This is a genomic window from Halomonas sp. DP4Y7-1 (assembly GCF_019800705.1).
In the GTDB taxonomy this organism is placed as follows: domain Bacteria; phylum Pseudomonadota; class Gammaproteobacteria; order Pseudomonadales; family Halomonadaceae; genus Halomonas; species Halomonas litopenaei_A.
Map to the genome: position 1 here is coordinate 188216 of NZ_JAHVKS010000004.1, position 24930 is coordinate 213145.

24 protein-coding genes are annotated in these 24930 nt (G+C 63.3%); 22 read left to right on the forward strand and 2 right to left on the reverse strand.

Translation table 11 applies throughout. From position 1 onward, the window contains the following. Positions 1 to 43 precede the first annotated feature (43 nt). From msbA to murB, 6 genes are read left to right on the forward strand one after another with little or no spacing between them, the layout of a single operon-like run. Entirely contained in the window at positions 44 to 1954 is a 1911-nt protein-coding gene (gene msbA / locus KUV72_RS09835; RefSeq protein WP_261317432.1) for a lipid A export permease/ATP-binding protein MsbA, read from the forward strand. Then, on the forward strand, positions 1955 to 2998 hold the full coding sequence (lpxK, locus tag KUV72_RS09840) for a tetraacyldisaccharide 4'-kinase (RefSeq protein ID WP_222163025.1): 1044 nt from the start codon (positions 1955 to 1957) through the stop codon (positions 2996 to 2998). It begins immediately after the preceding gene. A 26-nt stretch (positions 2999 to 3024) separates the two neighbouring features. Beyond that, positions 3025 to 3237: a Trm112 family protein gene (locus KUV72_RS09845; protein WP_206937364.1), complete on the forward strand. Its 213-nt coding sequence runs from the start codon at positions 3025 to 3027 to the stop codon at positions 3235 to 3237. Between the two features lie 12 nt (positions 3238 to 3249). Next, positions 3250 to 4029, forward strand: a complete 780-nt coding sequence (kdsB, locus tag KUV72_RS09850) for a 3-deoxy-manno-octulosonate cytidylyltransferase (RefSeq protein ID WP_222238155.1) — start codon at positions 3250 to 3252, stop codon at positions 4027 to 4029. Beyond that, positions 4026 to 4523 carry a low molecular weight protein-tyrosine-phosphatase gene (locus KUV72_RS09855; RefSeq protein WP_224852038.1) on the forward strand — a complete coding sequence of 166 codons (498 nt, stop codon included), beginning with the start codon at positions 4026 to 4028 and terminating at the stop codon, positions 4521 to 4523. The genes kdsB and KUV72_RS09855 overlap by 4 nt, the downstream gene beginning before the upstream one ends. Next, positions 4520 to 5521: a UDP-N-acetylmuramate dehydrogenase gene (gene murB / locus KUV72_RS09860; RefSeq protein WP_222238157.1), complete on the forward strand. Its 1002-nt coding sequence runs from the start codon at positions 4520 to 4522 to the stop codon at positions 5519 to 5521. The genes KUV72_RS09855 and murB overlap by 4 nt, the downstream gene beginning before the upstream one ends. A gap of 101 nt (positions 5522 to 5622) precedes the next feature. Here the strand turns inward: murB and rne are convergent, their stop codons facing one another. Continuing rightward, a complete protein-coding gene (rne, locus tag KUV72_RS09865) occupies positions 5623 to 9225 on the reverse strand; it encodes a ribonuclease E (RefSeq protein ID WP_222238159.1) in 3603 nt (1200 codons plus the stop codon). 567 nt (positions 9226 to 9792) lie between these two features. Between rne and KUV72_RS09870 the strand changes: the two genes are divergently transcribed. The 4 genes from KUV72_RS09870 (at position 9793) to sppA (ending at position 14019) form a co-directional block, all read left to right on the forward strand. Continuing rightward, on the forward strand, positions 9793 to 10740 hold the full coding sequence (locus KUV72_RS09870) for an RluA family pseudouridine synthase (protein ID WP_222163028.1): 948 nt from the start codon (positions 9793 to 9795) through the stop codon (positions 10738 to 10740). A 161-nt stretch (positions 10741 to 10901) separates the two neighbouring features. Further along, complete coding sequence (locus tag KUV72_RS09875) at positions 10902 to 12137, forward strand: bifunctional alpha/beta hydrolase/OsmC family protein (RefSeq protein WP_222238160.1); 1236 nt, start codon at positions 10902 to 10904, stop codon at positions 12135 to 12137. Positions 12138 to 12201: 64 nt separating this feature from the next. Beyond that, the gene (locus KUV72_RS09880; RefSeq protein ID WP_222238162.1) at positions 12202 to 12846 is read left to right on the forward strand and encodes an HAD-IA family hydrolase; all 645 of its coding nucleotides are present in this window, start codon (positions 12202 to 12204) and stop codon (positions 12844 to 12846) included. Between the two features lie 120 nt (positions 12847 to 12966). Further along, positions 12967 to 14019: a signal peptide peptidase SppA gene (sppA, locus tag KUV72_RS09885; protein WP_222238164.1), complete on the forward strand. Its 1053-nt coding sequence runs from the start codon at positions 12967 to 12969 to the stop codon at positions 14017 to 14019. Between the two features lie 117 nt (positions 14020 to 14136). Here sppA and KUV72_RS09890 read toward each other — a convergent pair whose 3' ends face one another. Next, positions 14137 to 14727: a Maf family protein gene (locus KUV72_RS09890; protein WP_222238165.1), complete on the reverse strand. Its 591-nt coding sequence runs from the start codon at positions 14725 to 14727 to the stop codon at positions 14137 to 14139. A 146-nt stretch (positions 14728 to 14873) separates the two neighbouring features. Here KUV72_RS09890 and KUV72_RS09895 point away from each other — a divergent pair, with 146 nt between their 5' ends. The 12 genes from KUV72_RS09895 to KUV72_RS09950 all read left to right on the forward strand — a co-directional run bounded on the left by KUV72_RS09895 (position 14874) and on the right by KUV72_RS09950 (position 24869). Next, complete coding sequence (locus tag KUV72_RS09895) at positions 14874 to 15407, forward strand: YceD family protein (RefSeq protein WP_206937387.1); 534 nt, start codon at positions 14874 to 14876, stop codon at positions 15405 to 15407. Positions 15408 to 15432: 25 nt separating this feature from the next. After that, positions 15433 to 15603 carry a 50S ribosomal protein L32 gene (rpmF, locus tag KUV72_RS09900; RefSeq protein ID WP_010627954.1) on the forward strand — a complete coding sequence of 57 codons (171 nt, stop codon included), beginning with the start codon at positions 15433 to 15435 and terminating at the stop codon, positions 15601 to 15603. 33 nt (positions 15604 to 15636) lie between these two features. Further along, positions 15637 to 16671, forward strand: coding sequence for a phosphate acyltransferase PlsX (plsX, locus tag KUV72_RS09905; RefSeq protein ID WP_222163032.1), 1035 nt, complete (start codon positions 15637 to 15639; stop codon positions 16669 to 16671). Positions 16672 to 16720: 49 nt separating this feature from the next. Next, positions 16721 to 17674: an ACP S-malonyltransferase gene (gene fabD / locus KUV72_RS09910; protein ID WP_222238166.1), complete on the forward strand. Its 954-nt coding sequence runs from the start codon at positions 16721 to 16723 to the stop codon at positions 17672 to 17674. A 78-nt stretch (positions 17675 to 17752) separates the two neighbouring features. Then, positions 17753 to 18496, forward strand: a complete 744-nt coding sequence (gene fabG, locus KUV72_RS09915; protein ID WP_206937425.1) for a 3-oxoacyl-ACP reductase FabG — start codon at positions 17753 to 17755, stop codon at positions 18494 to 18496. Positions 18497 to 18617: 121 nt separating this feature from the next. Continuing rightward, entirely contained in the window at positions 18618 to 18851 is a 234-nt protein-coding gene (gene acpP / locus KUV72_RS09920; RefSeq protein WP_021820799.1) for an acyl carrier protein, read from the forward strand. 244 nt (positions 18852 to 19095) lie between these two features. Then, positions 19096 to 20334 carry a beta-ketoacyl-ACP synthase II gene (gene fabF, locus KUV72_RS09925; protein WP_222238167.1) on the forward strand — a complete coding sequence of 413 codons (1239 nt, stop codon included), beginning with the start codon at positions 19096 to 19098 and terminating at the stop codon, positions 20332 to 20334. After that, complete coding sequence (gene pabC, locus KUV72_RS09930; RefSeq protein ID WP_222238168.1) at positions 20334 to 21134, forward strand: aminodeoxychorismate lyase; 801 nt, start codon at positions 20334 to 20336, stop codon at positions 21132 to 21134. The genes fabF and pabC overlap by 1 nt, the downstream gene beginning before the upstream one ends. 91 nt (positions 21135 to 21225) lie before the next feature. Then, positions 21226 to 22230, forward strand: a complete 1005-nt coding sequence (gene mltG / locus KUV72_RS09935; protein WP_222163036.1) for an endolytic transglycosylase MltG — start codon at positions 21226 to 21228, stop codon at positions 22228 to 22230. Positions 22231 to 22274: 44 nt separating this feature from the next. Then, positions 22275 to 22952: a dTMP kinase gene (tmk, locus tag KUV72_RS09940; protein WP_222238169.1), complete on the forward strand. Its 678-nt coding sequence runs from the start codon at positions 22275 to 22277 to the stop codon at positions 22950 to 22952. Continuing rightward, positions 22943 to 23941: a DNA polymerase III subunit delta' gene (locus tag KUV72_RS09945; RefSeq protein ID WP_261317433.1), complete on the forward strand. Its 999-nt coding sequence runs from the start codon at positions 22943 to 22945 to the stop codon at positions 23939 to 23941. The genes tmk and KUV72_RS09945 overlap by 10 nt, the downstream gene beginning before the upstream one ends. Positions 23942 to 24038: 97 nt before the next feature. After that, the gene (locus KUV72_RS09950; RefSeq protein ID WP_222238171.1) at positions 24039 to 24869 is read left to right on the forward strand and encodes a TatD family hydrolase; all 831 of its coding nucleotides are present in this window, start codon (positions 24039 to 24041) and stop codon (positions 24867 to 24869) included. Positions 24870 to 24930 lie beyond the last annotated feature (61 nt).

Here is a 24930-nt window from a genome sequence, read left to right on the forward strand (position 1 = left end):
TGTGCCAGCGAGCTGGCATCGTCACCAGGCTTGGTCGCGGCTGATGCCGAAAAGGCTGAATGCTGCGCTGATCGACGTGCTGGTGGTCGACGTGCTGGTAGTCGACGTGCTGGTAGTTGACCTGTTGGCAGTCGACCTGCTGGCAGAAACGCAGCAGGTGAACCCAGCCAGGCTGGGTCATGCGACAGGGCTGATTCCCCTTGCAACTGGAGCCAACGTGAGCGAATACTCCGGCTGGGCGCTGTACAAGCGCCTCCTTGGTTACGTCAGGCCGTTCTGGAAGTCCTTTCTTGTCGCGGTGATCGGTTACGCGATCTACGCGGCCTCCAGTACGGCGCTGGCCGAGATGATGAAGCGCCTGATCGACGGCATTCAGAATCCCGACGCAGCGTTTCGACTGTTTTTGCCGCTGTTTGTGGTGGGCATGTTCGGCGCGCGCGGTCTCGGCACCTTCCTCGGCACCTATTTCATGAGCAATGTGGCGCGCAATATGGTTCATCGGCTGCGCTGCGATGTGTTCAATCACATGCTGAGACTACCGGGGCGATTCTTCGACAATCACTCCTCGGGGCATCTGATTTCCCGCGTCACCTATCACGTGGAGCAGGTCACCGGTGCGGGCACCAAGGCCATTACGGTGGTGCTGCAGGAAGGCCTGTTTGTGCTCGGCCTGCTGGGCTATCTGCTGTGGACGAACTGGATGCTGACGCTGCTGTTCATGGCAGTGACGCCATTGATTGGTGGCGTAGTCAGCTATGCCAGCAAGCGATTTCGCAAGATTTCCAAGCGCATCCAGCGCTCCATGGGGGATGTCACCCATGTCGCCTCCGAGGCGCTGACCGGCTATCGCGTAGTGCGCACCCACGGGGCAGAGCAATACGAGATGACCCGCTTCCATGACGCCAGTGAGGTCAATCGTCGACAGAGCCTCAAGGAGGCCTTGACCAAGGCCACCAGCACCCCGGTCATCCAGCTGTTGGTCGCCCTGTCGCTGGCGCTGCTGGTGTGGCTGGCGATGTCGCCTGCGCTGATGGACAACATGACCCCAGGCGAGTTCGTGGCCTTCATCACCGCAGCGTCGCTGATGGCCAAGCCCATCCGCTCACTGAGCGAGATCAATGGCACCATCCAGAAGGGGATCGCCGCCTCCAGTGAGCTGTTCGGGCTGCTGGATGAGCCGGAGGAAGTCGATAGCGGGAGCTTGGTCCCGGGTCGTCTGCGTGGTGACATTCAGCTCGAGCAGGTGCGTTTCGCCTATGGCAGTGACCAGCCGGAGGTGCTCAAGGGCATTGACCTTAGCGTTCGTCAGGGGGAAATGGTCGCCATCGTGGGACGCTCGGGCAGCGGCAAGTCCACCCTGGTGAGCCTGTTGCCGCGCTTCTATCAAGCCACCGGCGGTCGCATTCTGATTGATGACGTCGCCATTGAGGAGTACCAGCTGACGGCGCTGCGTCAGCAGATCGCCCTGGTCAGTCAGCAGGTCACGCTGTTCAACGCCACCATCGCCGAGAACATCGCCTATGGCGTCCCAGACGCGGATCCTGCCGCGATCGAGGCTGCCGCCAAGGCGGCCCATGCCCACGAGTTCATCGAGCGCATGCCCGGCGGCTACCAGGCGCTGGTCGGAGACAATGGCGTGATGCTGTCAGGCGGACAGCGTCAGCGCATGGCCATCGCCCGGGCGATATTCAAGGATGCGCCGATCCTGGTGCTCGATGAAGCGACCTCTGCGCTCGACACGGAATCCGAGCGCCATATCCAGGCGGCTTTGGAAGAGGTCTGCAAAGGCCGCACGACGCTGGTCATCGCTCACCGCCTGTCGACGATTGAACGCGCCGATCGCATTCTCGTGATGGAGCAGGGGGAAATCATCGAGCAGGGCAGTCACAGTGAGTTGCTGGAGCGTGAGGGGGCTTACGCCGCCCTGCACCAGCTGCAGTTTCAGGAGGCCTGAATGGGGCTTGGTCAACGCTGGCTCGATGCCGCCTACCGAGGCTCGCCGTGGCTGACCTTGCTGCGCCCGCTGGAGCTCCTGTATCGGCGGGAAGTCGAGCGGCGCGCCAAGGCGTACCGACAGGGTTCTCGCCAGGCCTGGCGAGCGTCCGTACCGGTCATCGTCGTGGGTAATCTGACCCTGGGCGGTACCGGCAAATCCCCGCTGGTGGCCTGGCTTGCTCGGCGCCTGAAGGAGCAGGGTTGCCGCCCTGGAGTGCTCTCGCGCGGCTATGGCGGTAAGTCGGACGCCTATCCACTGCTGCTGACGCCCACCACTGAGGTAGCAGAATGCGGCGATGAGCCCCGGATGCTGGCGGATCAGACCGGACTGCCGGTGGTGGTGGATCCGGACCGCCCGCGTGGCGCTCAGCGCCTCATCGATGAAGGCTGCGACGTGATTGTCACCGATGATGGTCTGCAGCATCACGCCCTGGCTCGCGACATCGAGCTGGTCGTGGTGGATGGCAGGCGCGGGTTCGGCAATCGACGCTGCTTGCCCGCCGGGCCCTTGCGTGAGCCCTTGACCCGACTTTCCAGTGTTGACGCCCTGTTGATCAATGGCGATGGAGCTGCCAGCTTGCCCGCAGGGTACCGCATGCGGCTCGAGCCTTCAGGCTGGCGCCGGTTGGGGGATTCACGGGTCTATCCGCCGTCACCCTTGCCGTTCGACGGCCCAGTAGTGGCCGTGGCCGGCATCGGGCATCCGCAGCGATTTTTCGCCACCCTGGATGAGCTTGGGGTCGACTACCTGGCTCGGCCTTTCAGCGATCATCATCGTTATACCCCTGCGGATGTAACGACGGACAACGGGCAGCCAATGGTCATGACCGCCAAGGATGCGGTCAAATGCAGGGACCTGGCTCCGACTGATGGCTGGGTGCTGGATGTGGAGGCGCGTCCAGACCCTGACTTTATTCGCTGGTTCGATCAGCGCACGGCTGGTTGGTCGGATGGGCGCCGAGATACGGCGGCAGGCGCCTCCGGCGCTGACGGTATCCAATGACGAGATTCTGAAGTGGGGAGACGATGATGGACAAGGAACTTCTGGCAATGCTGGTGTGCCCCCAATGTCAGGGCAAGCTGCGCTATGACCGCGAGGCCAACGAACTGTGCTGTCTGTATGACGGCCTGGCCTATCCGGTACGAGACGGGATTCCGGTGATGCTGGCAGAGGAAGCCAGGGTCATGGACGTGGATGAGACGCTGAAGAGCCATCCAGGGCGCGGCGAGCCGCAAGGGTAGGGAGCAGTATCGATGCAGGATTTCATTGTCGTGATTCCAGCACGCTACGCCTCGACGCGGTTGCCGGGCAAGCCTCTTGCCGACATCGCCGGGCGTCCCATGGTGGCCAGGGTCTGGGATCTGGCCAAGCGCTCACTGGCAAGTCGAGTCGTGATCGCTACCGACGACCCGCGCATCGAGCAGACAATGTCTGACCTTGGTGCGGAAGTGGTGATGACCCGTGCGGATCACTCGACCGGCACCGATCGGCTGGCGGAAGTGGTCGACCTGCTGCAGCTGAACGATGAGGCAGTGCTGGTCAATGTTCAGGGCGATGAGCCCTTGCTGCCGCCGGAGCTTGTCAATCAGGTGGCGATTCGCCTGATGCGGGACGAGGGGGCATCGGTCGCGACCCTGGCAGAATCCATTGGCGATGTGGACACCTTGTTCAATCCCAACGTGGTCAAGGTGACCCGTGCCGTCTCGGGGCGGGCGCTGACCTTTACCCGGGCGCCGATGCCGTGGGACCGAGAGGGCTTCCGTGAGCCCCCCAGCGTATTGACCACCGATGCCTGGCTACGCCATATCGGGCTGTATGCGTATCGCGCGGGCTTTTTGCGCGCCTACAGCGAGTGGCTGCCCGCTCCTATCGAGCAGCTGGAGCAGCTGGAGCAATTGCGCGCGTTGCACTACGGACACGCTATTCAGGTGGCTCTGGCAGAGCAGACGCCAGGAGCCGGCGTGGATACAGAGGAGGACCTCGCCCGCGTGCGCGCTCACTTCGAGCAGCGGGCGAGAGGAGCCACGCCATGAGACTGGACGACTCGCCCGCGAAGATTCGTGTGCTGTTTGTCTGCCTGGGCAATATCTGCCGCTCGCCGACCGCAGAGGGAGTGTTCCGTCAGCAGGTGCGCGCGTTAGGCCTTGATGACCGCGTCGAGATTGACTCGTGTGGCACCGGCGGCTGGCACATCGGCGAGCCCCCCGATGCACGGGCGCAGCAGGCGGCGAAGCAGCGGGGCATCGATATTTCCGGGTTGCGTGGTCGGCAGCTGTGCCAAGAGGATTTTACGCGTTTCGATGTTGTACTGGCGATGGACCACGACAACCTCGCCGAGCTGGAGCGATGGATGCCGGCCGATAGCCAGGCTTCGATAGGCTTGTTGATGGAGTGGGCCGGTGAGCCTGGGGCGGCCGTGCCGGATCCTTACTATGAAGGTGGCTTCGATAGGGTCTATGCGATGATCGAGCGGGCCTCCCAGGCGCTTGCGGCAGAGCTGGAACAGCGCCTGGAGGCGGCGAGGTGAAGCTATCCATCGAGCATGACGTGATGCTGTCCGGGGCCAACACGCTCGGCCTGCCCTGCAGGGCGGAGCGAGTGGCAGTCGCCAGGGATCGTCAGCAACTGGCAGCACTGCTGGAGAGCAGCCGCGATGAGCCGGTGACGCTGTTGGCCGGGGGCAGCAACCTGATCCTGCCCAGCGTGCTTCCAGGACTGACGCTTCGGCCCCAGCTGGACTACTGGTGGATCGAGCGTCGCGGCAGCGAGGCCCTGGTGCACGTGGGGGCGGGGGTCAGCTGGCATCGGCTGGTGATGGCCCTGGCTCGCGACGGCTGGTGGGGGCTTGAGAACCTTGCCCTGATTCCCGGTCATTGTGGAGCGGCACCCATACAGAATATCGGTGCCTACGGCGTCGAACTGGCCGACGTGCTGGCCTCGGTGAGCGTTCTTCATCGCGCCGACGGCAGGGCGGAGACGCTGGACGTAGATGCCTGTGGCTTCGGCTACCGGGAGAGTCGCTTCAAGGGGGAGTGGCAGGGGAAAGTGATCATCACCGATCTGACCCTCAAGGTGACTCGCCATGGGGCCCCCAGGCTCGGATATGGCGATCTGGCCCAGCGGGTGAGTGCCAAGGCGTCGGCCCTGGAGGTCGCCGAGGCCGTCTGTCAGGTGCGTCAGGAAAAGTTGCCGGATCCGCAGGTCCTCGGCAACGCCGGCAGTTTTTTCAAGAATCCCGTGGTGGATGCGTATCGGGCTGAGGCATTGGCCGAACAGTTTCCCGCCATGCCCCGCTACCTGCTGGAAGATGGCAGGGTCAAGCTGGCCGCTGGCTGGTTGATTGATCAGTGCGGTTTGAAAGGCTGGCGCGACGGTCACTTCGGCGTTCATGACCGCCAGGCGCTGGTGCTGGTGCATCATGGTGGTGGCGATGCAAGGGAGCTGCTGACTTTCGCCGACAAGGTGGCTGGACGGGTGGCAGAGCGCTTTGGGGTTACGCTGGAGAGGGAGCCCCGCCTGGCCTAGGCGATGCTGGCCACGGGCCAAGGTCGCTGAGCACGGTGTCTATCACGTTTGCACAAAAAAACGCCCGCAGCCTTGGCTGCGGGCGTTTTGGTTGGCCGAGACTAGACGTTGTGACTATCGCCCGTCTTGTCCTGGCTGGCAGCTACCGAGCCTGACTCACGCTTTCGCTGTTCGCGCGGGTCGTTGTGGGCACGGCGACGGCGGCGACGAGCAGGCTTGTCCGTCGCGCTGCTCTTGCTGTCGCTATCGTCTTCTGCCTTGGCTTCAGCTGTCGGGGCCTCAGCAGCCTTGCTCTCAGCTTCCGCCTTCGACTCTGCCGGCTTAGCCTCTGCCGCCTTCGCTTCAGCCGTTTTGGTCTCGCTCGGCTTGGTCTCGCTCGGCTTGGGCTCGCTCGGCTTTGCTTCAGTCGGCTTGGGCTCAGCAGGCTTTGACGCAACAGCCTTGCTGTCAGCTTCCGGCTTGCCTTCCGTCGGCTTCGTTTCAGCCGCTTTGGACTCAGCAGGCTGGGCCTCGACAGCCTTGGACTCGGCAGGCTTGGACTCAACAGCCTTGCTGTCAGTCGCCGCCTTGGCTTCCGTCGGCTTCGCTTCAGCCGTCTTGGACTCAGCAGGCTTGGCTTCAGAGGGCTTGGCTTCAGCGGGCTTGGTCTGGGCAGACTTGGACTCAACAGCCTTGCTGTCAGTCGCCGCCTTGGCCTCAGTCGGCTTGCTGTCAGCTTTCGTCTCGGCCTCTGCCGCCTTGGTCTCAACAGCCTTGCTGTCAGTCGCCGCCTTGGCTTCCGTCGGCTTCGCTTCAGCCATTTTGGACTCGACAGGCTTGGACTCGACAGCCTTGCTGTCAGTCGCCGCCTTGGCTTCCGTCGGCTTCACTTCCGCTGGCTTGGTCTCAGCCGACTTGGTCTCGGCAGACTTTGACTCAGCCGACTTGGTCTCGGCAGACTTTGACTCAGCCGACTTGGTCTCGGCAGACTTTGACTCAGTCGACTTGGTCTCGGCGGGCTTGGACTCAACGGGCTTGGGCTCAGCAGCCTTGGTGTCAGCTGGCTTGGCTTCAGCGGTTTTGGTCTCAGTCGCCTTACTGTCCGCTTCCGGCTTGGCTTCAGCAGGCTTGGCTTCAGCAGGCTTGCTGTCAGCTTGCTGCTTGGGATCCGCTGCCTTGGCGTCGGTGGGCTTGGCGTCTGCCGTCTTGGCTTCAGCAGCCTTGGACTCAGTCTCCGCCGGGGCGTTGACGTTCTGGCCGGCCTTAGTGGCTGGGGCCTTGGGAGCGTCAGTGGTGCCCGCTTCGGCTGACTGACCATGGTCGTCGCTAGCGGCAGCCTCTGCCTGAAGGCGCTGTTGCTCCTTTACGGCATCGGGATTGATCGCCTGCTTGCGGCTGCGATTGCGCGGATTGTTGCGGGTGCGCTTGGGCTTGGTGTCCTTGGGTGCGTCGCTGGCAGCCGGGCCGTCAGCCTGAGCGGCGCTCTGGCTGTTCTTGGCCGTGCTGGGCTTGGCACTGGATGCCTTGCTGTCGTCGCTCTTGCGAGAATCCTGCTGACGCGGCTCTTGTTGGCGTGACGCCTGCTGACGTCCGTCGTCGCGACGTGAGCGCTGACGGTTGTCGTTGCCATCGCTCTTGTCGTTACGGGTGTCGGCCTTGGGCTGACGACGATCCTGCTGGCGGCGGTCCTGACCACTGCTGTCACTTCGACGTTCCTGGCCGCTGTTGTCACTGCGACGGTCCTGGTTATCGCTGCGCCCGGCGCGTTGGCTGTTGCCCTGCTGGCGCTGGTTGGTCTGACCGTTGCTGCGACGATTGCGCTGACGTCCGCTGTCGCTACGCTGGCCGCCGTCAGAGCGCTGCTGCCGTTCGGAGGCGTTGGCGTTCGTCTTGCGCGCGTCGGAGCGAGCGCTGTCGCTGGTGTCTTCTTCGCCGCCGAGGAAGCGAGCGAAGCCTTTCACCAGGCGCCCAAACAGTCCCGCATTGTGCACGCCCGCCTGACCGGTATTGGCTGCCGGTTGGCGCTGTTGCCGCGCAGGGGCCTGGCGGCTGGCGCGCTGAGGCGCTGCCGGGCGCGCTTCCTTGGCCACTTCTTCCTCGTTGAGAGAAGCGGGGGCGGGAGCGTTATGCACGACGCTCTTCACCGCTGCCTCGGCGCGCTGCACCGGCTTGCCGAACGCAGCGTCGGGTTCCTTGCCGACCTCGGTGTCGGTGGACAGCTCGAAGCTGGAGGCGTGGGCGGTGCCTTCTTCATCGACGTGATCATCGCGCAGGCGCTGCACGTCGTAGTGCGGCGTATCCATATCCGGGCTGGGCAGCACGACCACGCGCACGCCTTGACGACGCTCGATTTCGGCCAGTACGGCGCGCTTCTCGTTGAGCAGGTAGGTGGCTACCGGCACCGGCAGAATGGCGCGAATCTGCGCGCTGCGCTCCTTCATTGCCTCTTCTTCGATCAGGCGCATCACCGACAGCGACAGAGAGCGGACATCGCGGATAGTGCCCTGACCATCGCAGCGGGGACAGACCACGCCGCTGGTCTCGCCCAGGGAAGGGCGCAGGCGCTGGCGCGACATTTCCATCAAGCCAAAGCGTGAGATGCGTCCGATCTGGACCCGGGCGCGATCAAGCTTGAGGGCATCACGCGCGCGATTCTCGACCTCACGCTGATTGCGTGCGGGCCCCATGTCGATGAAATCGATGACCACCAGGCCACCGATGTCCCGCAGACGCAGCTGTCGTGCGATTTCGTCGGCAGCCTCGAGGTTGGTCTGCAGTGCGGTCTCTTCAATATCGCTGCCGCGGGTGGCCCGCGCCGAGTTGATGTCGATGGACACCAGCGCCTCGGTGTGATCGATGACGATGGACCCACCGGAGGGCAACTTGACCTCCCGCTCGTAGGCCGTCTCGATCTGTGACTCGATCTGGAAGCGGGAGAACAGCGGTACCTCATCGGCGTACAGCTTGATCTTCTGCTGATAGGAGGGCATCACCTGGCGAATGAAGGAGAGCGCTTCCTGGTGAACCTCGGGGCTGTCGATCAAGACCTCGCCGATGTCCTGGCGCAGGTAGTCGCGCATGGCACGAATGATGACGTTGGATTCGCGGTAGATCAGGAAAGGCGCAGAACGCTTGCCGGCCTCTTCGGTGATGGACTCCCACACCTGAACCAGATAGTCCAGATCCCACTGGAGTTCTTCCGGGGAGCGCCCGATACCCGCGGTACGAACGATCAGGCCCATCTTGTCAGGCACGGTCAGCTGGCCCATGGCTTCCTTGAGCTGGGCACGTTCCTCGCCTTCGATGCGACGCGAGATACCGCCGGCGCGGGCATTGTTGGGCATGAGCACCAGGAAGCGGCCAGCCAGGCTGACAAAGGTGGTCAGTGCAGCACCCTTGTTGCCACGTTCTTCCTTGTCGACCTGAACGATGACTTCCTGGCCTTCCTTGAGGACTTCCTTGATGCTGGGACGTCCTGAGGGCTCCTTGATGAAGTACTCGCGAGCGATTTCCTTGAGCGGCAGGAAGCCGTGTCGCTCGGCACCAAAGTCGACGAACGCCGCTTCGAGGGAGGGTTCCACGCGGGTGATCTTGCCGCGATAGATGTTGGCTTTTTTCTGTTCCCGGGCACCGGATTCGATGTCCAGGTCGTACAGGCGTTGTCCATCCACCAGGGCGACGCGCAGCTCTTCAGGCTGGGTCGCGTTGATGAGCATCCGTTTCATGTTGTCTCGCAAAATGGGCGCGCCGGAGGGCGCCCATTGGCAACGGCAATGGTGAACCGCTGGTGCAGCGTGCTTGTGCTCAGCGCATGTCGCGGAAGCTGCGCCCGGCCACGACATCCAGCTGCGATCGCCGTGGCATGATCATGTTGAGTACGGGGCGGAGGGAGAACGTGTCTCGGTGGGGCCTTGCCCATCCGGTCCTGCCGTCACCGCCAACACCTGGCATTCAATCGATTCACCGTTGCCGGCCTCCGGCACGGTGTTGTACGTCTCCCGACGACAGTGGAGGGCGACCACTCAGGGTGGAGGCATGTCCGTTGCGTCGGGCGTGATGTTGTCACCTTTACATCGGCGGCGGGATCTCTCAGGGATCGTCGCGGCCTCTGCGGTAAACGCTGTGTCAGTCACATTTCGCTCAGGCCTGCGTGTCTGTCGTGCAGGCGCTTGCTGGGATCAATCGGACCCGGGGAGCGAGAGGGCAATATAACAGTAATGCCAAGGGTCAGCAATTGGCGACAAGCTGCGCTAGAATGGCGTTTTAATGCGGGTTTCCAGTGGAGTGACAGCGTGGCCGAAGGGCGTGACGTACAGTGGGTGGAAGTGACCGAGGGCCAGGTCGGCCAGCGCGTCGATAACTTTTTGATGAGTCGGCTCAAGGGCGCGCCGCGCTCGCTGGTGTACCGGATCGTGCGCAAGGGCGAGGTGCGGGTCAACAAGAAGCGGGTGAAGGCGGACACGCGTCTGGCGCTGGGGGATCTGGTGCGTATCCCGCCGCTCAAGCTGGCGCCGCAGGAGGCCGTGCGCGAGGTCAGTGACAACCTGCGCAACTTGCTGGCCGGCAGTGTGCTGTTGGAAGGGCCGGACTGGATGGTGCTGAACAAGCCCTCAGGGCTTGCCGTGCATGGAGGCAGTGGCGTCAAGATCGGCTTGATCGAGGCGCTCCGCCAGGTGCGGGAAGATCTGGATTTTCTTGAGCTGGTGCACCGACTGGACCGTGACACCTCCGGCTGCCTGCTGTTGGCCAAGTCGCGTCCTGCGCTGCTGTCACTCAACCAGTCCTTGAAGCAACACAAGATGAACAAGCAGTACCTGGCGCTGGTGGCCGGGCGCTGGCCCGCCCGACGTGACTTCGTGAGTGCACGCCTGGATCGCTACGACGCCGGCAATGGCGAGCGACGGGTGAGAGTCGATGCGGCGGGCAAGGTGGCGCGTACCCGTTTCGCCGTGCGCGAAACCTTTGCCGGTGCCACCCTGGTCGAGGCGGAGCCGATTACCGGTCGTACCCATCAGATTCGCGTGCATGCGACCCATGGCGGCCATCCATTGCTTGGTGATGACAAGTACGGCAGTCGTGAGGGTGCTCGCCTGAGTCGCGAGCTGGGTCTTGAACGGCTGTTCTTGCACGCGGCGTCCCTGACGTTCCCCGAGCCGACCAGTCAGCGGCCGGTGCAGATTCGGGCGCCGCTGGATGACGGTCTCGAGGCGGTGCTCGAGCGCGCGAGAAGGCGTCAATAAGCCAGCTGGAGGAGGTCTCAGGCGGCCTGCTGGCATGTCCTTCAGGGGTATCTCGCCTGCACACCTTTTTGTGGCGGTGGCTGCTGCCATGACCAACTCTTCGGGTAAGGAGTCGGCGCCTTGCGGCGACGACTCAGGACAGTCCCAGAGGAGAGATGGTGATGCGTGTGTTGAGCGAGAAGGTGACCTTTGCCGGTCAGGATGGACAGCAGCTGGCGGCGCGCCTGGATCGCCCCGAGGGCAGCGAGCCCCAGGCCGTGGCGATCTTTGCGCACTGTTTTACCTGCACCAAGGATATTCTTGCCGCCAAGCGTATCGCCGCCGGACTGGTATTGCGCGGCGTAGCGGTGCTGCGCTTTGACTTTACTGGCCTGGGACACTCCGAGGGTGAATTCGCCAACACCCACTTTTCATCGAATGTCGACGACCTGTTGGCGGCCGCTGCTTATCTGGAGGGAATGGGCTTGGCGCCAGGACTGCTGGTCGGGCACTCCCTGGGCGGAGCCGCGGTGCTGGCGGCGGCGGGGCAGCTGCCGGTGGTGAAGGCGGTGGCGACCATCGGTGCTCCGTTCGATCCGGCCCATGTGCTGCATAACTTTGGCGCAAGTCTGGAACTCATTGAGCGACAAGGCGAAGTCAAGCTGGAGTTGGCGGGTCGCCCCTTCACCATCCGCAAGACCTTTGTCGACGACCTGCGTGAGCAGCGCCAGCGTCAGCGTATCGAGGCGCTAGGGCGCCCCTTGCTGGTGTTGCATGCGCCGGGGGATGAGACCGTCGAGATCGAGAATGCCGCTGCGATATTCGGCGCCGCTCGCCATCCCCGCAGCTTTATTTCCCTGGATGATGCTGACCACCTGCTGACCCGGGCCGCCGACGCCGAGTACGCCGCCGAAGTGGTGGCCAGTTGGGCGTCCCGCTATCTGGGGTTGGCAGCGCCAAAGCCGCTGCCGGGGGTGCCCGAAGGGGTGACCCGGGTGTCCGAGGCGGATTCTGGCGGGTTTCGCCAGGATGTGCTGGCGGGGGCGCATCATCTGCTCGCGGACGAGCCGGTATCCTATGGCGGAACCAATCTGGGCTTTACGCCGTATCAGCTGCTCGCGGCCGCCCTGGGCGCCTGCACGTCGATGACGGTGCGTAGCTATGCCCGGCGCAAGAAGCTGGCCCTTGATGATGTGACGGTGGATGTCAGTCACGACAAGATTCATGCCGTGGACTGTAGCGAATGCGAGGCGAGGGGTGGCAAAATCGACCGCTTCGAACGTGTTCTCCACCTCGCTGGTGCCTTGACCCAGGATGAGCGTGATGCGCTGCTGGCCATCGCCGACCGTTGTCCTGTGCATCTCACCCTGGAAGGTCAGGCCCTGGTGGTCACTCGACTGGCGGGCGAACCCCGCTGAGCGGTGGCAGGACACGACCCATGCAGTGAGGGCTCCCCTGCGGTGCCCGCCGAGGAGCCATGTCTTGCGCTACGATCTGACCATATTTGATTGGGATGGCACCCTGATGGACTCCATCGCCCGCATCGTTTCCTGTATGCAGGTGGCGGCCCGAGAGGTCGAGTGGGGCGAGTTGGGTGCTGCCGAGGTGCGCAACATTATCGGTCTGGGGCTGCCAGAGGCGATCGCGACGCTATGCCCCGGCATCTCTCCCGACCACGCAGAAAGACTGAAAGCGCGATACTCCTGGCACTTCGTCGAGGGAGATTCGACGCCGGTCACCTTCTATCCGGGGGTAGAGGCAGGGCTTGCTGAGCTCTCTCGGCAAGGCGCCTTGGCCGTGGCCACCGGCAAGAGCCGCAAGGGGTTGGATCGCATCTTCCGGCAGAGCGACACCGGGCGTTTCTTTGTGGGAAGTCGGACCGCCGATGAAACTCGCTCGAAGCCGCATCCGCAGATGCTGGAGGAGTTGCTCGCCGAGTGCGGCGTGCCGCCCGAGCGAGCGATCATGATCGGCGACACCGAATATGACATGGAAATGGCGCGGGCCATCGGCATGCCGCGTATGGCGGTCAGCTACGGTGTGCATGACGTGGCAAGGCTTGAGCGCACGCAGCCGGTGCTGATCGCTGATGACTTTGCTCAGGTGCTTGAGCACTTGCGCGGATAGTGGGATGGATCATCGGACGGCTAGCTGACGTCGTGGGTGCAATAGAGCGCCAGGTGGCGGTGATGACGAGTGGACAGCTTGTGCCGCTGTCTGGCTATCCAGAGTGTCGAGGAGTGAGATATGGCAAACACGCCCAAGGATGATCCCTGGACCGAGGGGGAAGCGTCAGTGCAGCCTGCTGCGCCAGAGCGCGGGGGGGATGACAATGCTGAGGTCCTGCGAGAGCGTCAGAGGCTGGCGCAGATCGAGAGCATGGATCGCTGGATACAGGGCGTGCTGGTCGAGCAGCGGCGTGGGCGGCGGTGGAAGCTGTTCTTTCGCTTTGCCTGGCTACTGCTGGTGGCGGGCGTAATTGCATCGGTGTGGTATGCGTTGACGATGACACCCGACGAGGATGCCGTGCAGGGGGAGCACCTGGCGCTGGTCAGTGTCGAGGGCGTCATCGACAGCGAGTCACCGGCGAACGCTGAACGCCTGATCGAGGGTCTCGAGGCCGCGTGGGAGGCGCCGGATGCTCGCGCCATCGTGCTTCACATCAATAGTCCGGGCGGCAGTCCTGTACAGTCACAGCGGGTGTGCCGGGCGATTACGGCGCTGCGCGAACAGGGGGACAAGCCGATCATTGCCGTGATCGAGGACCTCGGCGCAAGCGGTGCCTATTATATGGCGGCGGCTGCGGATGAAATCGTGGCGGCCCCGTCTAGCCTGGTGGGATCCATCGGTGTGATCTATGCCGGCTTCGGGCTTGATCAAGTGATCGACGACCTCGGTGTCGAGCGTAGAGTGTTTACCGCGGGTGATAACAAGGCATTTCTCGACCCCTTCTCCGAAATGCGCCCTGATCAGCAGGTGTTCTGGCAGAACGTGCTTGATACGACCCATCAGCAGTTTATTGACGCGGTCAAGGCCGGTCGTGGCGAACGCCTTGCCGAAGACCCGAAGGTCTTCAGCGGGTTGATCTGGACCGGGGAACAGGCCCTGGAGCTGGGCTTGGTGGACCGCCTCGGCACTCTCGATGATGAGGCCCGTCACTGGCTGGATGAGCCGGTCATCGAGGACTATACCCCCTCCCAGGACCCGCTGGACCGTCTGGCTCGCCGCTTTGGCGTGTCGCTGGCGCATTGGATGGGGTTGCCCCAGGCAGCGTCGCCGCTGCGCTATCAATTACCTTGAGCCACTGTGCTGTCAGCTGCCTTGAACCGCGAGCGCTATGAGTTGCCGTGAGCCGTTGCCTGGCGTGTAACGCCGACCGCAGAGCACGATTCGCTGCCTTTGCCTTAAGGGGGCGGGTCAGGGCGTCGCCAGCAACGGATCCGCGCCTGCCTCTCGCAGCCATCGGCAAAGCAGGATCAGAGGTAGCCCAATCAGGCTATTGGGGTCGTCTCCCTCGAGTCGTTCGAACAGGGTGATGCCGAGGCCCTCCATGCGGAAGCTGCCGGCGCATTGCAGGGGTTGCTCGCGCTCGACGTAGGCGTCAATCTCGGCGGCGCTGAGCTGCCTGAAGACAACGTCGAAGTGCTGGTGTCCTACCCAGTGTCGTTGGCGGGCGGTGTCGAGCAGGGCGAGGCCGGTGACGAAGCGCACGCGCTCGCCGGAGAACTGAGTCAGCTGAGCGCGCGCACGCTCTGCCGTATGGGGTTTGCCCAGGATCTTGTCGCCAAACACGGCGACCTGGTCGGAACCGATGATCAGGTGCGACGAATAGATGTCCGCCAGGGCCATGGCCTTGGCGGAGGATAGTCGCTGGACCAGGGTCGTGGGAGCTTCCTGTGGGCGCGGGCTCTCGTCAATATCGGGGCTGGCCCAGGAGAAGGGCAAGCCCAGGCGCTCGAGCAGTTCGCGGCGCCAGGGTGAACTGGAAGCCAGGACCAGAGGTGTCATGCCGTTTTCCTTGTCGACAGTGTGGGGTAAGGCCGAGGCGCGGCGGCGTTAATGCCGGGCGTGCCGCGGATGAAAGATGAAACATGGTAACCTATTGAGTACTGGGCTTTGACAGGGGGCAGACGAGTGCCTATCATTGCGCGCCTATGTTGACCTCACGATTGCCCGGCCGGGTCGAGCCCTATAAGCTCGCAGCCCAAGCCGAACACCTTGAAGGCCTGGTGGCACTGGCCGAAATGAGTCGCTTGACCGACGAAGTCGGCGCTCAGCAGGGCGATGCCAGCGCGTGGCTGGAATTCGCCATCGACGCCCAAGGGCGTCGGGTGATCCGGGGGCGCCTGGAGGCCGAATTGCAGCTGCCCTGTCGCCGCTGCCTCGAGCCCATGGCTCAACATGTCGCAAGCGACTTCCTGCTCGGGCTCGTCAGCAGTGACGACCTGGCCGCGGACCTGCCTAGCACCCATGAGCCGGTGCTGGTGGAAAATGAACAGCTGGATCTCCTGGGTGTGATCGAGGATGAACTGATCCTCAGTCTGCCCCAGGTGGTCTACCACGACGAGTCAGAGTGTCCTGTCTCGCGCGACCAGCTGAGCAGCGGGGCAGAGGCCGAAGTTTCGGAAGCGCCCTCTGGCAGCCCCTTTGACGTGCTCAAGCGCCTCAAGGGCAACACCGATACCTGATCGATATTTTGTGGAGTGATTTCCCATGGCAGTTCAACAGAACCGTAAGACTCGTTCCAAGCGCGGCATGCGTCGTAGCCACGACGCCCTGAGCGCGCCGACCCTGTCCCAGGACAAGGAAACTGGTACTACTCACCTGCGTCATCACGTGTCTCCGGACGGCTTCTACCGTGGTCGCAAGGTTGTCGACGTATAAGTCGACAACGGCTGATACTCGCTGGTCGCCGTAATGCGGATCGCCGTTGATGCCATGGGTGGGGATAAAGGTCCTCGCGCCACCGTGGCAGGCGCGGCCAGCGCTGTCATCGAAGACCCCCAGATCGATATCCAGCTGTTTGGCCCCAGGGCCCTGTTGGAAGATGAGATCTCACGCCTGCCGCGGCCTCTGGTCGCGGCGGCGTCGCATTTGCACCTCTGTGATGCCCCAGACGTCATCGCCGCCGATATGCGCGCCTCCCAGGCGCTGCGAAGCGGTGGCCGTTCGAGCATGGCGCGTATGCTGGAGAGTGTTGCTGCAGGTGATGCAGCGGTTGGGGTGAGTCCGGGCAACACCGGCGCTCTGATGGCGCTGTCGCGCCGAGCGCTGGGAATGGTGCCCGGTGTCCCGAGGCCTGCCATCAGCACCGCCATCCCGACGCGGGATGATGGGCGCTGTTATTTGCTTGACCTGGGCGCCAATGTCGATGTTTCGGCAGAGCGATTGGTGGACTTTGCCCTGATGGGCGATATTATGGCCCGCCACGTTGATGGCCTGGTCGCCCCGAGGATCGCGCTGTTGAATGTCGGCGTTGAATCCACGAAGGGTTCTGCCGTGGTCCAGGACGCTGATGCCATGCTGCGACAGCTGCCTGGGCTCAACTATCTGGGGTTTATCGAGGGCGATGGCGTGTTTGCCGGCGAGGCAGACGTCGTGGTCTGCGATGGCTTTGTCGGCAATGTGCTGCTCAAGGCCAGCGAAGGGCTGGCCAAGATGCTGGTAAGGCGCGTTCAAGCCACCTTCGAGGCGCACTGGGGTAGTCGCCTGGTGGGACTGCTGGCGCGCCCAGCCCTTAAACGATTGAAGAGCGAACTGGATCCCGTTCGCTACAATGGCGCCAGTCTGCTTGGGCTGGCCGGGATCGTGATCAAGAGTCATGGCAGCTGTGACGCCCAGGGCTTTCACTACGCCCTGAGACGCGCGTCCCAGGAGGTGCGCCGTGACTTGCCGAGCCGGCTGCACGCCGAGCTCGACCATCGTCGTTTGGCACGGACGCGCACCCGCTGAGGGTGGGCGTGGTGCCGGGCGGCAGCCAACAAGAGCATAGGTGATCAAGATGACACAACCGCTTGCCCTCATCTTCCCTGGGCAGGGGTCGCAACAGATCGGCATGCTGCGCGATCTCGCCGAACGCTACAGCGTGGTGAGAACCACCTTCGAGGAAGCCTCCGAGGCACTGGGCTATGACCTTTGGCAGGTGGTCCAGGAGGGGCCGGAAGAGTCGCTGAATGCAACGGCATGCACGCAGCCAGCGCTGCTGGCATCCAGCGTGGCCATCTGGCGTGTCTGGCAGGAGCTTGAAGGGCCTCGCCCCGGTGCCATGGCTGGCCACAGTCTCGGCGAGTACAGCGCCATGGTGTGCGCGGGAGCGCTGCCGTTTGCAGAAGGTATTCGTCTCGTGCGTCTGCGTGGCGAGGCCATGCAGCAGGCGGTGCCTGCGGGGCAGGGCGCCATGGCGGCCATACTTGGGCTGGACGACGCTGCGGTAGAGCAGGCCTGTGCGTCCGCCGCTGAAGGCGACGTGGTCTCGGCGGTCAACTACAATGCACCCGGTCAGGTGGTGATTGCGGGCAGCAAGGCGGCCGTAGAGCGTGCCATTGCGGCGTGTCAGGAGGCTGGGGCAAAGCGCGCTATGCCGCTGCCGGTATCCGTGCCGTCTCACTGTGCCTTGATGCGCCCTGCGGCCGAGAAGCTCGAGCAGGCCTTGGCCGAGGTCGAGTTGAAGGCGCCCCGCTATACCGTGATCCAGAACGTGGACGCGCAGGCTCACGCGGACGTGGCGACGCTGCGCACACGGCTGGTCGAGCAGCTGTATCAGCCGGTGCGCTGGGTCTCCTGTGTCGAGAAGATGGTGGCGGATGGCGCTGACGTCTTTATCGAGTGCGGGCCTGGCAAGGTGCTGACAGGGCTGAACAAACGCATTTCTCGCGGTACGCGCGGGCTGGCGGTGAATGACCCCGACAGCCTTGCTGCGGCGCTTGAGCTGGCGCGTGAGGTGCCCGCGGTTTGACGGTGGCTGACGCCCTGACGCGTCGCCTTTTGGCCCGGCAAGAAGCCGGGCAGCAATGACCAAGCAATGGAAGTGACCATGACAACCGAGCCTAGAGTCGCCCTGATCACCGGAGCCAGTCGCGGGATTGGCCGAGCCATTGCCCACGAGCTGGGTCGGCAGGGTCGCATTGTGATTGGCACCGCCACGTCTGATGCTGGTGCAGACCGCATCGACGCGGACCTCAAGGAGCAGGGCATTCAGGGGGCGGGTCGCCGCCTGGACGTGACCGACATGGCCAGCATCGAAGCTCTGATGAAGTCCATCAATGACGAATTCGGTGCGCCGACGATCCTGATCAACAATGCTGGCATCACCCGTGACAACCTGCTGATGCGCATGAAAGAGGATGAGTGGGATGGCGTGCTGGATGCCAACCTGAAGTCCGTCTATCGTCTCAGCAAGGCCTGCCTGCGCGGCATGAGCAAGGCTCGCTGGGGACGTATCGTGTCGATCAGCTCCGTGGTGGCCACCATGGGCAACGCCGGTCAAAGCAACTATGCTGCCGCGAAGGCTGGCATGGAAGGGTTTACTCGCGCCCTGGCGCGTGAGGTGGCATCTCGGGATATCACGGTCAACGCCGTGGCGCCGGGCTTCATTGCCACTGACATGACCGATGCACTGTCTGACGAGCAGCAGGACAAGCTCAAGGGGCAGGTGCCATTGGCTCGTCTGGGCAAACCCGAAGAGATCGCTGCTGCGGTAGGCTTCTTGACCAGTGAGGGCGCAGGCTATATCACTGGTGAAACCCTGCACGTCAATGGCGGCATGAACATGCGTTAAATGCACGCTCTGCGTGTGTTGCGTCGACCCCAAGGGGTCTATAAACTACCCCGCAGTTTAGTTGCGGAATTAACCAGCTGGTCATCAGAACGGCTAACGTGAACGACTGGAGTATGTCTAAATGAGCACCATCGAAGAGCGCGTGAAGAAAGTTGTAGCAGAGCGCCTGAACGTCAAGGAAGAAGATATTCAGAACTCATCTTCCTTCACCGAGGACCTGGGCGCTGATTCCCTGGACACCGTTGAGCTGGTGATGGCGCTGGAAGAGGAATTCGACACCGAAATTCCTGACGAAGAAGCCGAGAAAATTACCACCGTTCAGGAAGCGATCGACTACGTCAACGCCAACCAGTAAGCCCGTCTCGATACGTCGAGTCGGTCTTGCGGTGGCGGACATGTCCGCTTGCTGAAAGGCCGGGGAGTCTACTCCCCCATGAGCCGCTCTGGTTATTCCAGGGCGGCTTTTGCGTGGTCGGCCAGGTAGCTTCGAACCAGGTTGCCGGGGGGAGCACAGTGGCATCTGTCTCGGGTATAATGCGCGCAACCGACGGTCCCCTGAGGGCAGGGCCGCAATTTCAAGGAAGTCTGGAGGAAAGCTGATGGCTCGCAGAAGGGTAGTGGTGACCGGCCTTGGTCTGGTCACGCCGGTGGGCAACACCGTCAAGGAAAGCTGGGACAGCATTTTGTCCGGCAAGAGCGGTATCGCGCCCATCGAGCACTTCGATGTCAGCGGCTTCAATACCCGCTTTGGCGGCTCGGTGAAGAACTTCGACATCAGCCCCTACCTCAATCCCAAGGATGCCAGGAAGATGGACCTGTTCATCCAGTACGGGATTGCGGCAGGCGCTCAGGCGATTGAGGATGCGGGCATCGAGTGCACCGACGAAAATGCCGACCGCATCGGTGTAGCCATCGGCTCGGGCATTGGCGGCTTGCCGATGATCGAGCACAATCACAACGCGCTGAACAAGAGTGGCGCCCGGCGTATCTCGCCGTTCTTCGTGCCGGGGTCCATCATCAACATGATCTCCGGCAACCTGGCGATTCAGCACGGCTTCCGCGGTCCCAATATTGCCATCACCACGGCCTGCACCACCGGCACTCACAACATCGGCTACAGTGCCCGCACGATTGCCTACGGCGACGCCGATGTGATGGTCTGTGGTGGCGCCGAGATGGCGACCACGCCGCTGGGTCTTGGTGGTTTCTCGGCCGCTCGTGCGCTGTCGACGCGCAACGACGATCCCCAGTCGGCTAGCCGCCCATGGGACAAGGATCGCGATGGCTTTGTGCTCTCCGACGGCGCTGGCGTGGTGGTCCTGGAAGAGTACGAGCATGCCAAGGCCCGTGGCGCCACCATCTACGCGGAGCTGATCGGTTTCGGCATGAGTGATGACGCCTACCATATGACGTTGCCACCGGAAGATGGTCGTGGTGCAGCGGCCTCCATGGCCAACGCCATCAAGGATGCCGGTATCGATGCCTCCGAGATCAACTACGTGAACGCTCACGGTACCTCGACGCCTGCCGGTGACCTTGCCGAGAGTCGCGCGGTCGAGAAGGTCATGGGTGCGGCGGCCAATCAGGTGGCCGTCAGTTCCACCAAGTCGATGATCGGTCATCTGCTGGGGGCCGCCGGTGCCGTTGAGGCCGTCTTCAGTATCCTGGCGATCCGTGATCAGGCGCTGCCGCCGACCATCAACCTGGACAACCCCCAGGAAGGCTGCGTGCTGGATTACGTTCCGCACACCGCCCGCGATGCCAAGGTAGATGTCACGCTGTCCAACTCCTTTGGGTTCGGCGGCACCAACGGCACCCTGGTGTTCAAGAAGGTGTAATGGAAGAGCCCGTGCTGCCCCTGAGCGATCGGGGGCTTGCTTATGGTGACGGCCTGTTCGAGACGATTCTGGTGCGTGATGGCCGGCCGCTTCTGTGGGCCGAGCACGTGGATCGGTTGCTGCGAGGGTGTCGAGCGCTGAGTCTGCCGCCTCCGCGGTCGGCCGAGCTGATCGACAGCCTGGCATGTTGCGGCCCGGGGTTGGGGGTGCTCAAGCTGGTGTATACCCGCGGTAGCGGTGGCCGAGGCTATGCGCCTCCCCCGTCGGTGAGTCCGCGCCTAGTGTCGACCTGGTCTTCATTCACGCCGGACGCCCGGCGTTGGCACGAGGGCGTGCAGGTGCGCCTCTGCCGGCTGCGGCTGGCCGCACAGCCGGCGCTGGCGGGCATCAAGCACTTGGCGCGTCTGGAGAATGTCCTGGCACGCAATGAATGGCACGACACCGAGATCGCCGAGGGTCTGATGCTGGATGAGCATGGCGCGGTAGTGGAAGCGACCGCCATGAACGTGTTCTCGCGAGCGTCTGAAGAGGCTCCTGTGGTGACGCCGCCACTCGATCGTTGCGGCGTGGCGGGCACGCTGCGCCAGGCCTTGATCGCGGCCGGAGCGGTCAGCGAGGCGCCGCTGGACGTCGATCAACTACAGGCGGGAGCGTCGCTGTGGGTGGGCAACAGCGTCCAGGGTGTCTGGCCGGTCAAGCAGCTGAGTGACAGCCAAGGGCGGCAACTATCGCGGTGGACGGTCACGCCGTCCGGTAGCTGCCAGTTTCAGCAGCAGGCGCACGCCCTGTTGGGTTACTGAGATGCCGCTGGCTGTCCCTCCGCTTCCCCCTCATGCGGTGCCAACGGATGTTGACCTGCGTCGAATCGGCGCAACCTGATAAGGAATGATCATGCGCACAGCGCTGAAAGCTCTGTTGATTCTTGTGGTGCTGGGTGCCGCCGCGATGTTTGGTGGTTATCAGTACTGGCAGCAGCGCCTTGGGGCCGAGATTACGCTGGACCAGCCCATGCTGTACGAGGTCTCTCCCGGCGACGGATTCAACCGCGTGGTGAGTGAGCTTGAACAGCAGGGCGTGCTGGCCGATGCCTGGGCCTTCAAGTTGCTGACTCGGATCGAGCCCGATCGCGTGCCGTCGCTCAAGGTCGGCGAATATCTGCTGGAGCCGGGCATGAGCGGCATGCAGGTGCTGGATAAACTGGCCAGTGCCGATGTCGTGACCTATAGCGTGACGATTCCGGAAGGCTGGACCTTTCAGCAGATGCGCGACGCTCTCGACGGTGCCGAAAAGCTGGCCCACCTGACGACCGACATGTCCAGCGATGACCTCATGGCAGAGCTTGGGCGAGAGGGTGATCACCCTGAAGGGCGCTTCTTTCCAGACACCTACACCTATCACAAGGGAGTGTCGGACCTGGAAATCCTGCGTCAGGCCATGAAACAGATGGATGACCTGCTAGCCGGCGCCTGGGCCGAGCGCGACGACGACCTGCCGCTGGCGACGCCGTATGAGGCGTTGATCATGGCATCGTTGATCGAGCGCGAGACCGGTGCTCCCGAGGAACGTCGCGAGATCGCTGGCGTGTTCAAGCGACGGATGGAGCGCGGTATGCGGCTGCAGACGGACCCCACGGTCATCTACGGCATGGGAGAGCGCTATGAGGGCAACATCACCCGTGCCGATCTGCGTGAAGCCACCCCTTACAACACCTATGTCATCGATGGCCTGCCGCCGACGCCCATTGCGCTTCCAGGGCGTGCCGCCATTGAGGCAGCGGTGCATCCGGCCGAGGGCGAGACCCTGTATTTCGTGGCGAAAGGGGATGGCACGCATCATTTCTCGCGGACCCTTCGCGAACACAACAACGCCGTCAACCGTTACATTCGTGGCCGCTGACGATAGCGCCATGGGTTGATCCCCTGTTTCCACTACGGTGCTTCATGACTCACGACAAGCAAGAAAAGGCCGGGTTGCCGCGCGGTCGTTTCATCACCCTGGAAGGAGGAGAGGGGGTCGGCAAGTCCACCAACGTCTCCTTCGTGGTTGCCGAGCTCGAGGCGCGCGGTATCGAGGTGGTGCAGACCCGAGAGCCTGGCGGCACGCCGCGGGCCGAAGCCATACGTGAGCTGCTGCTGGCGGCCGCCGAGGAACCCCTGGACAGCGATGCCGAGCTGCTGCTGGTATTCGCCGCCAGGGCGCAGCATCTCGCTCAGCGGATACGTCCGGCGCTGGCGCGGGGTGCCTGGGTGGTCTGCGATCGCTTTACCGATGCCACCTTTGCCTATCAAGGTGGAGGTCGAGGGCTGTCCTTTGAACGTATTGCGCTGCTTGAGCGGCTGGTGCAGGCGGAGCTGACTCCCGACCTGACGCTGCTGCTCGATATGCCGTTAGAGGTCGCCGAGCAGCGCCTTGCGGCGCGGCTGGATCGCACCAAGACGTCGCGCGATCGCTTTGAACAGGAGCAGCGCGACTTTTTTGAGCGGGTGCGCCTGGCCTATCTCGCGCGGGCTGAGCAGGATTCACGGCGGGTGGCGACCATTGACGCCGACGGCAGTCTGGACACGGTCCAGCAGCGTATCCGCCTGGTGCTGGACGAGCGAGTGCAGCAATGGACGTAAGGCATGCCATGGCCGAGCCGATGCCGTGGCTGATGCCGCGCTGGCAGGAGTTGGTGAGGCTGATGGACAGCGCAAGGCTGCCCCACGCCGTGCTGCTGTCGGGACCTCGTGGGCTTGGCAAACAGACCCTGGCAGAAGCGCTTATCGCCCGTGCTCTTTGTGCTGCACCTGGCGAGACGGCCTGCGGCCACTGTCACGGCTGTCATATGCTGGCGGCAGGCTACCATCCTGACCTGCTGCGCGTGACGCCTGACGAGGGCAAGCGAATGATCCGCATCGACCCGATTCGTCAGGTCAATGCCTTCGTCTCGCAGACGGCCCAGCAAGGCGGGCGTCGGGTGATCGAGATTCGTCCTGCAGAGGCGATGAACGTGGCCGCCTCGAACGCATTGCTGAAAAGCCTCGAGGAGCCGGGTGAGGACACCCTGTTCGTGCTGGTGTCCGATATGCCGTCCCATTTGTTGCCGACCATTCGTTCTCGCTGCCAGCAGTGGAGCTTGAAGCCCCCCGCGTTGGACGAATGCCTGCCATGGTTGTCCCGTGAGCTTGGCTCCGACGAGGAAGCGCGTTTCTGGTTTCGCGCGGCCGGAGGCTTGCCGCTGGCCGCCCGTGAGCTGGCCGAGCCAGGGTCACGCAGCCTGCGCCAGCAGCTGCATGAAACCTTTGATGCCCTGGTGCGAGGCGCCGAGCCGGTGGCCGAGGCGGCACGCCTGGACCGCCAGGCCATCGATGCCATCCTGTGGTACGGTATCGCCTGGCTCGAGGACTTGATTCGTCTCGGCCTTTCCGGAGAAGCCGCGGAGCTGCGCAACCCGGATCTGGCGCCGCTGTATCGGCAGGCCGTCAAGAATGCCCGGGTCCGGGACTGGTTTCGCCTGCTCGATTACGCCCGTGAGCAGCGTCGGCTGCTGGCCGAGGGGGGCAACCCCAATCCCCAACTGGTGCTCGAAGCCTGGCTGGTGCGCTGGGCTGCCCTGTTGCGCTCCTGAACGGCGTCAACGTGCGTTGATATCACTTTGCCGAGCAGGCGGCGCTCACCTGGTCGGGTGATCCCTGCCTGCTGTCAGTGTCCGACAAGAGATTCCGATGTTCATAGATTCCCATTGCCATCTCGATCGCCTTTCCGAGGATACCCACGGAGGAGATCTCGACGCCGCCCTGGAGGCGGCGCGTCAGCGTGGTGTGCAGCAGTTCCTGGCGATCAGTGTGACCCTTGAGGGAGCGCAGAATCTTGCCGCCATTCGGGCACGGCATGCTGACGTCGTCATGTCGGTAGGCGTGCATCCGCTGCATTCGGTCGAGCACGAGCCCACGGTTGCCGATATCGTTGCCTGCGCCAAAACGCATCAAGCGGTCGCGATCGGCGAGTCCGGCCTCGACTACCATTACGACAGCGTACCGGTCGATGTGCAGCGAGAGCGCTTTATTCGTCATCTCAAGGCGGCGACCGAGCTATCTCTGCCGATCGTGATTCATACCCGTGAGGCGCGGGAGGAAACGCTGGCCCTGATGCGTGAGCACAGCGACCCCTCGGTAGGTGGGGTGCTGCACTGCTTCACTGAAGACCTGGATATGGCCAGGGAAGCTGTGCGGCTAGGGTTCTACATCTCGCTGTCAGGGATCGTCACCTTCCGCAACGCCAAGCAGGTGAAAGAGGTGGCCCGCCGGGTTCCCCTCGATCGTCTGTTGATCGAGACCGACAGTCCTTATCTGGCTCCGGTGCCACACCGCGGCAAGCCCAATGAACCGGCTTGGGTGGTCGAAGTGGCCCAGTGTATCGCCGACGAGCGGGGGATCAGTGTCGAGGAGGTGGCCATGCAGACCACCGCCAACTTCTATCGTCTGTTTCCTGCGGCAGCCCCCGAGGCGCCGGAGGAAATCAAGCAGGCCTTACGTGATGCTGGCTTCGTCGAATAGCTGGCCGTCTTCAATGAGTAGCCGCCTGTGTTTATCGAGTAGGCGACTGTCTTCATTGAGT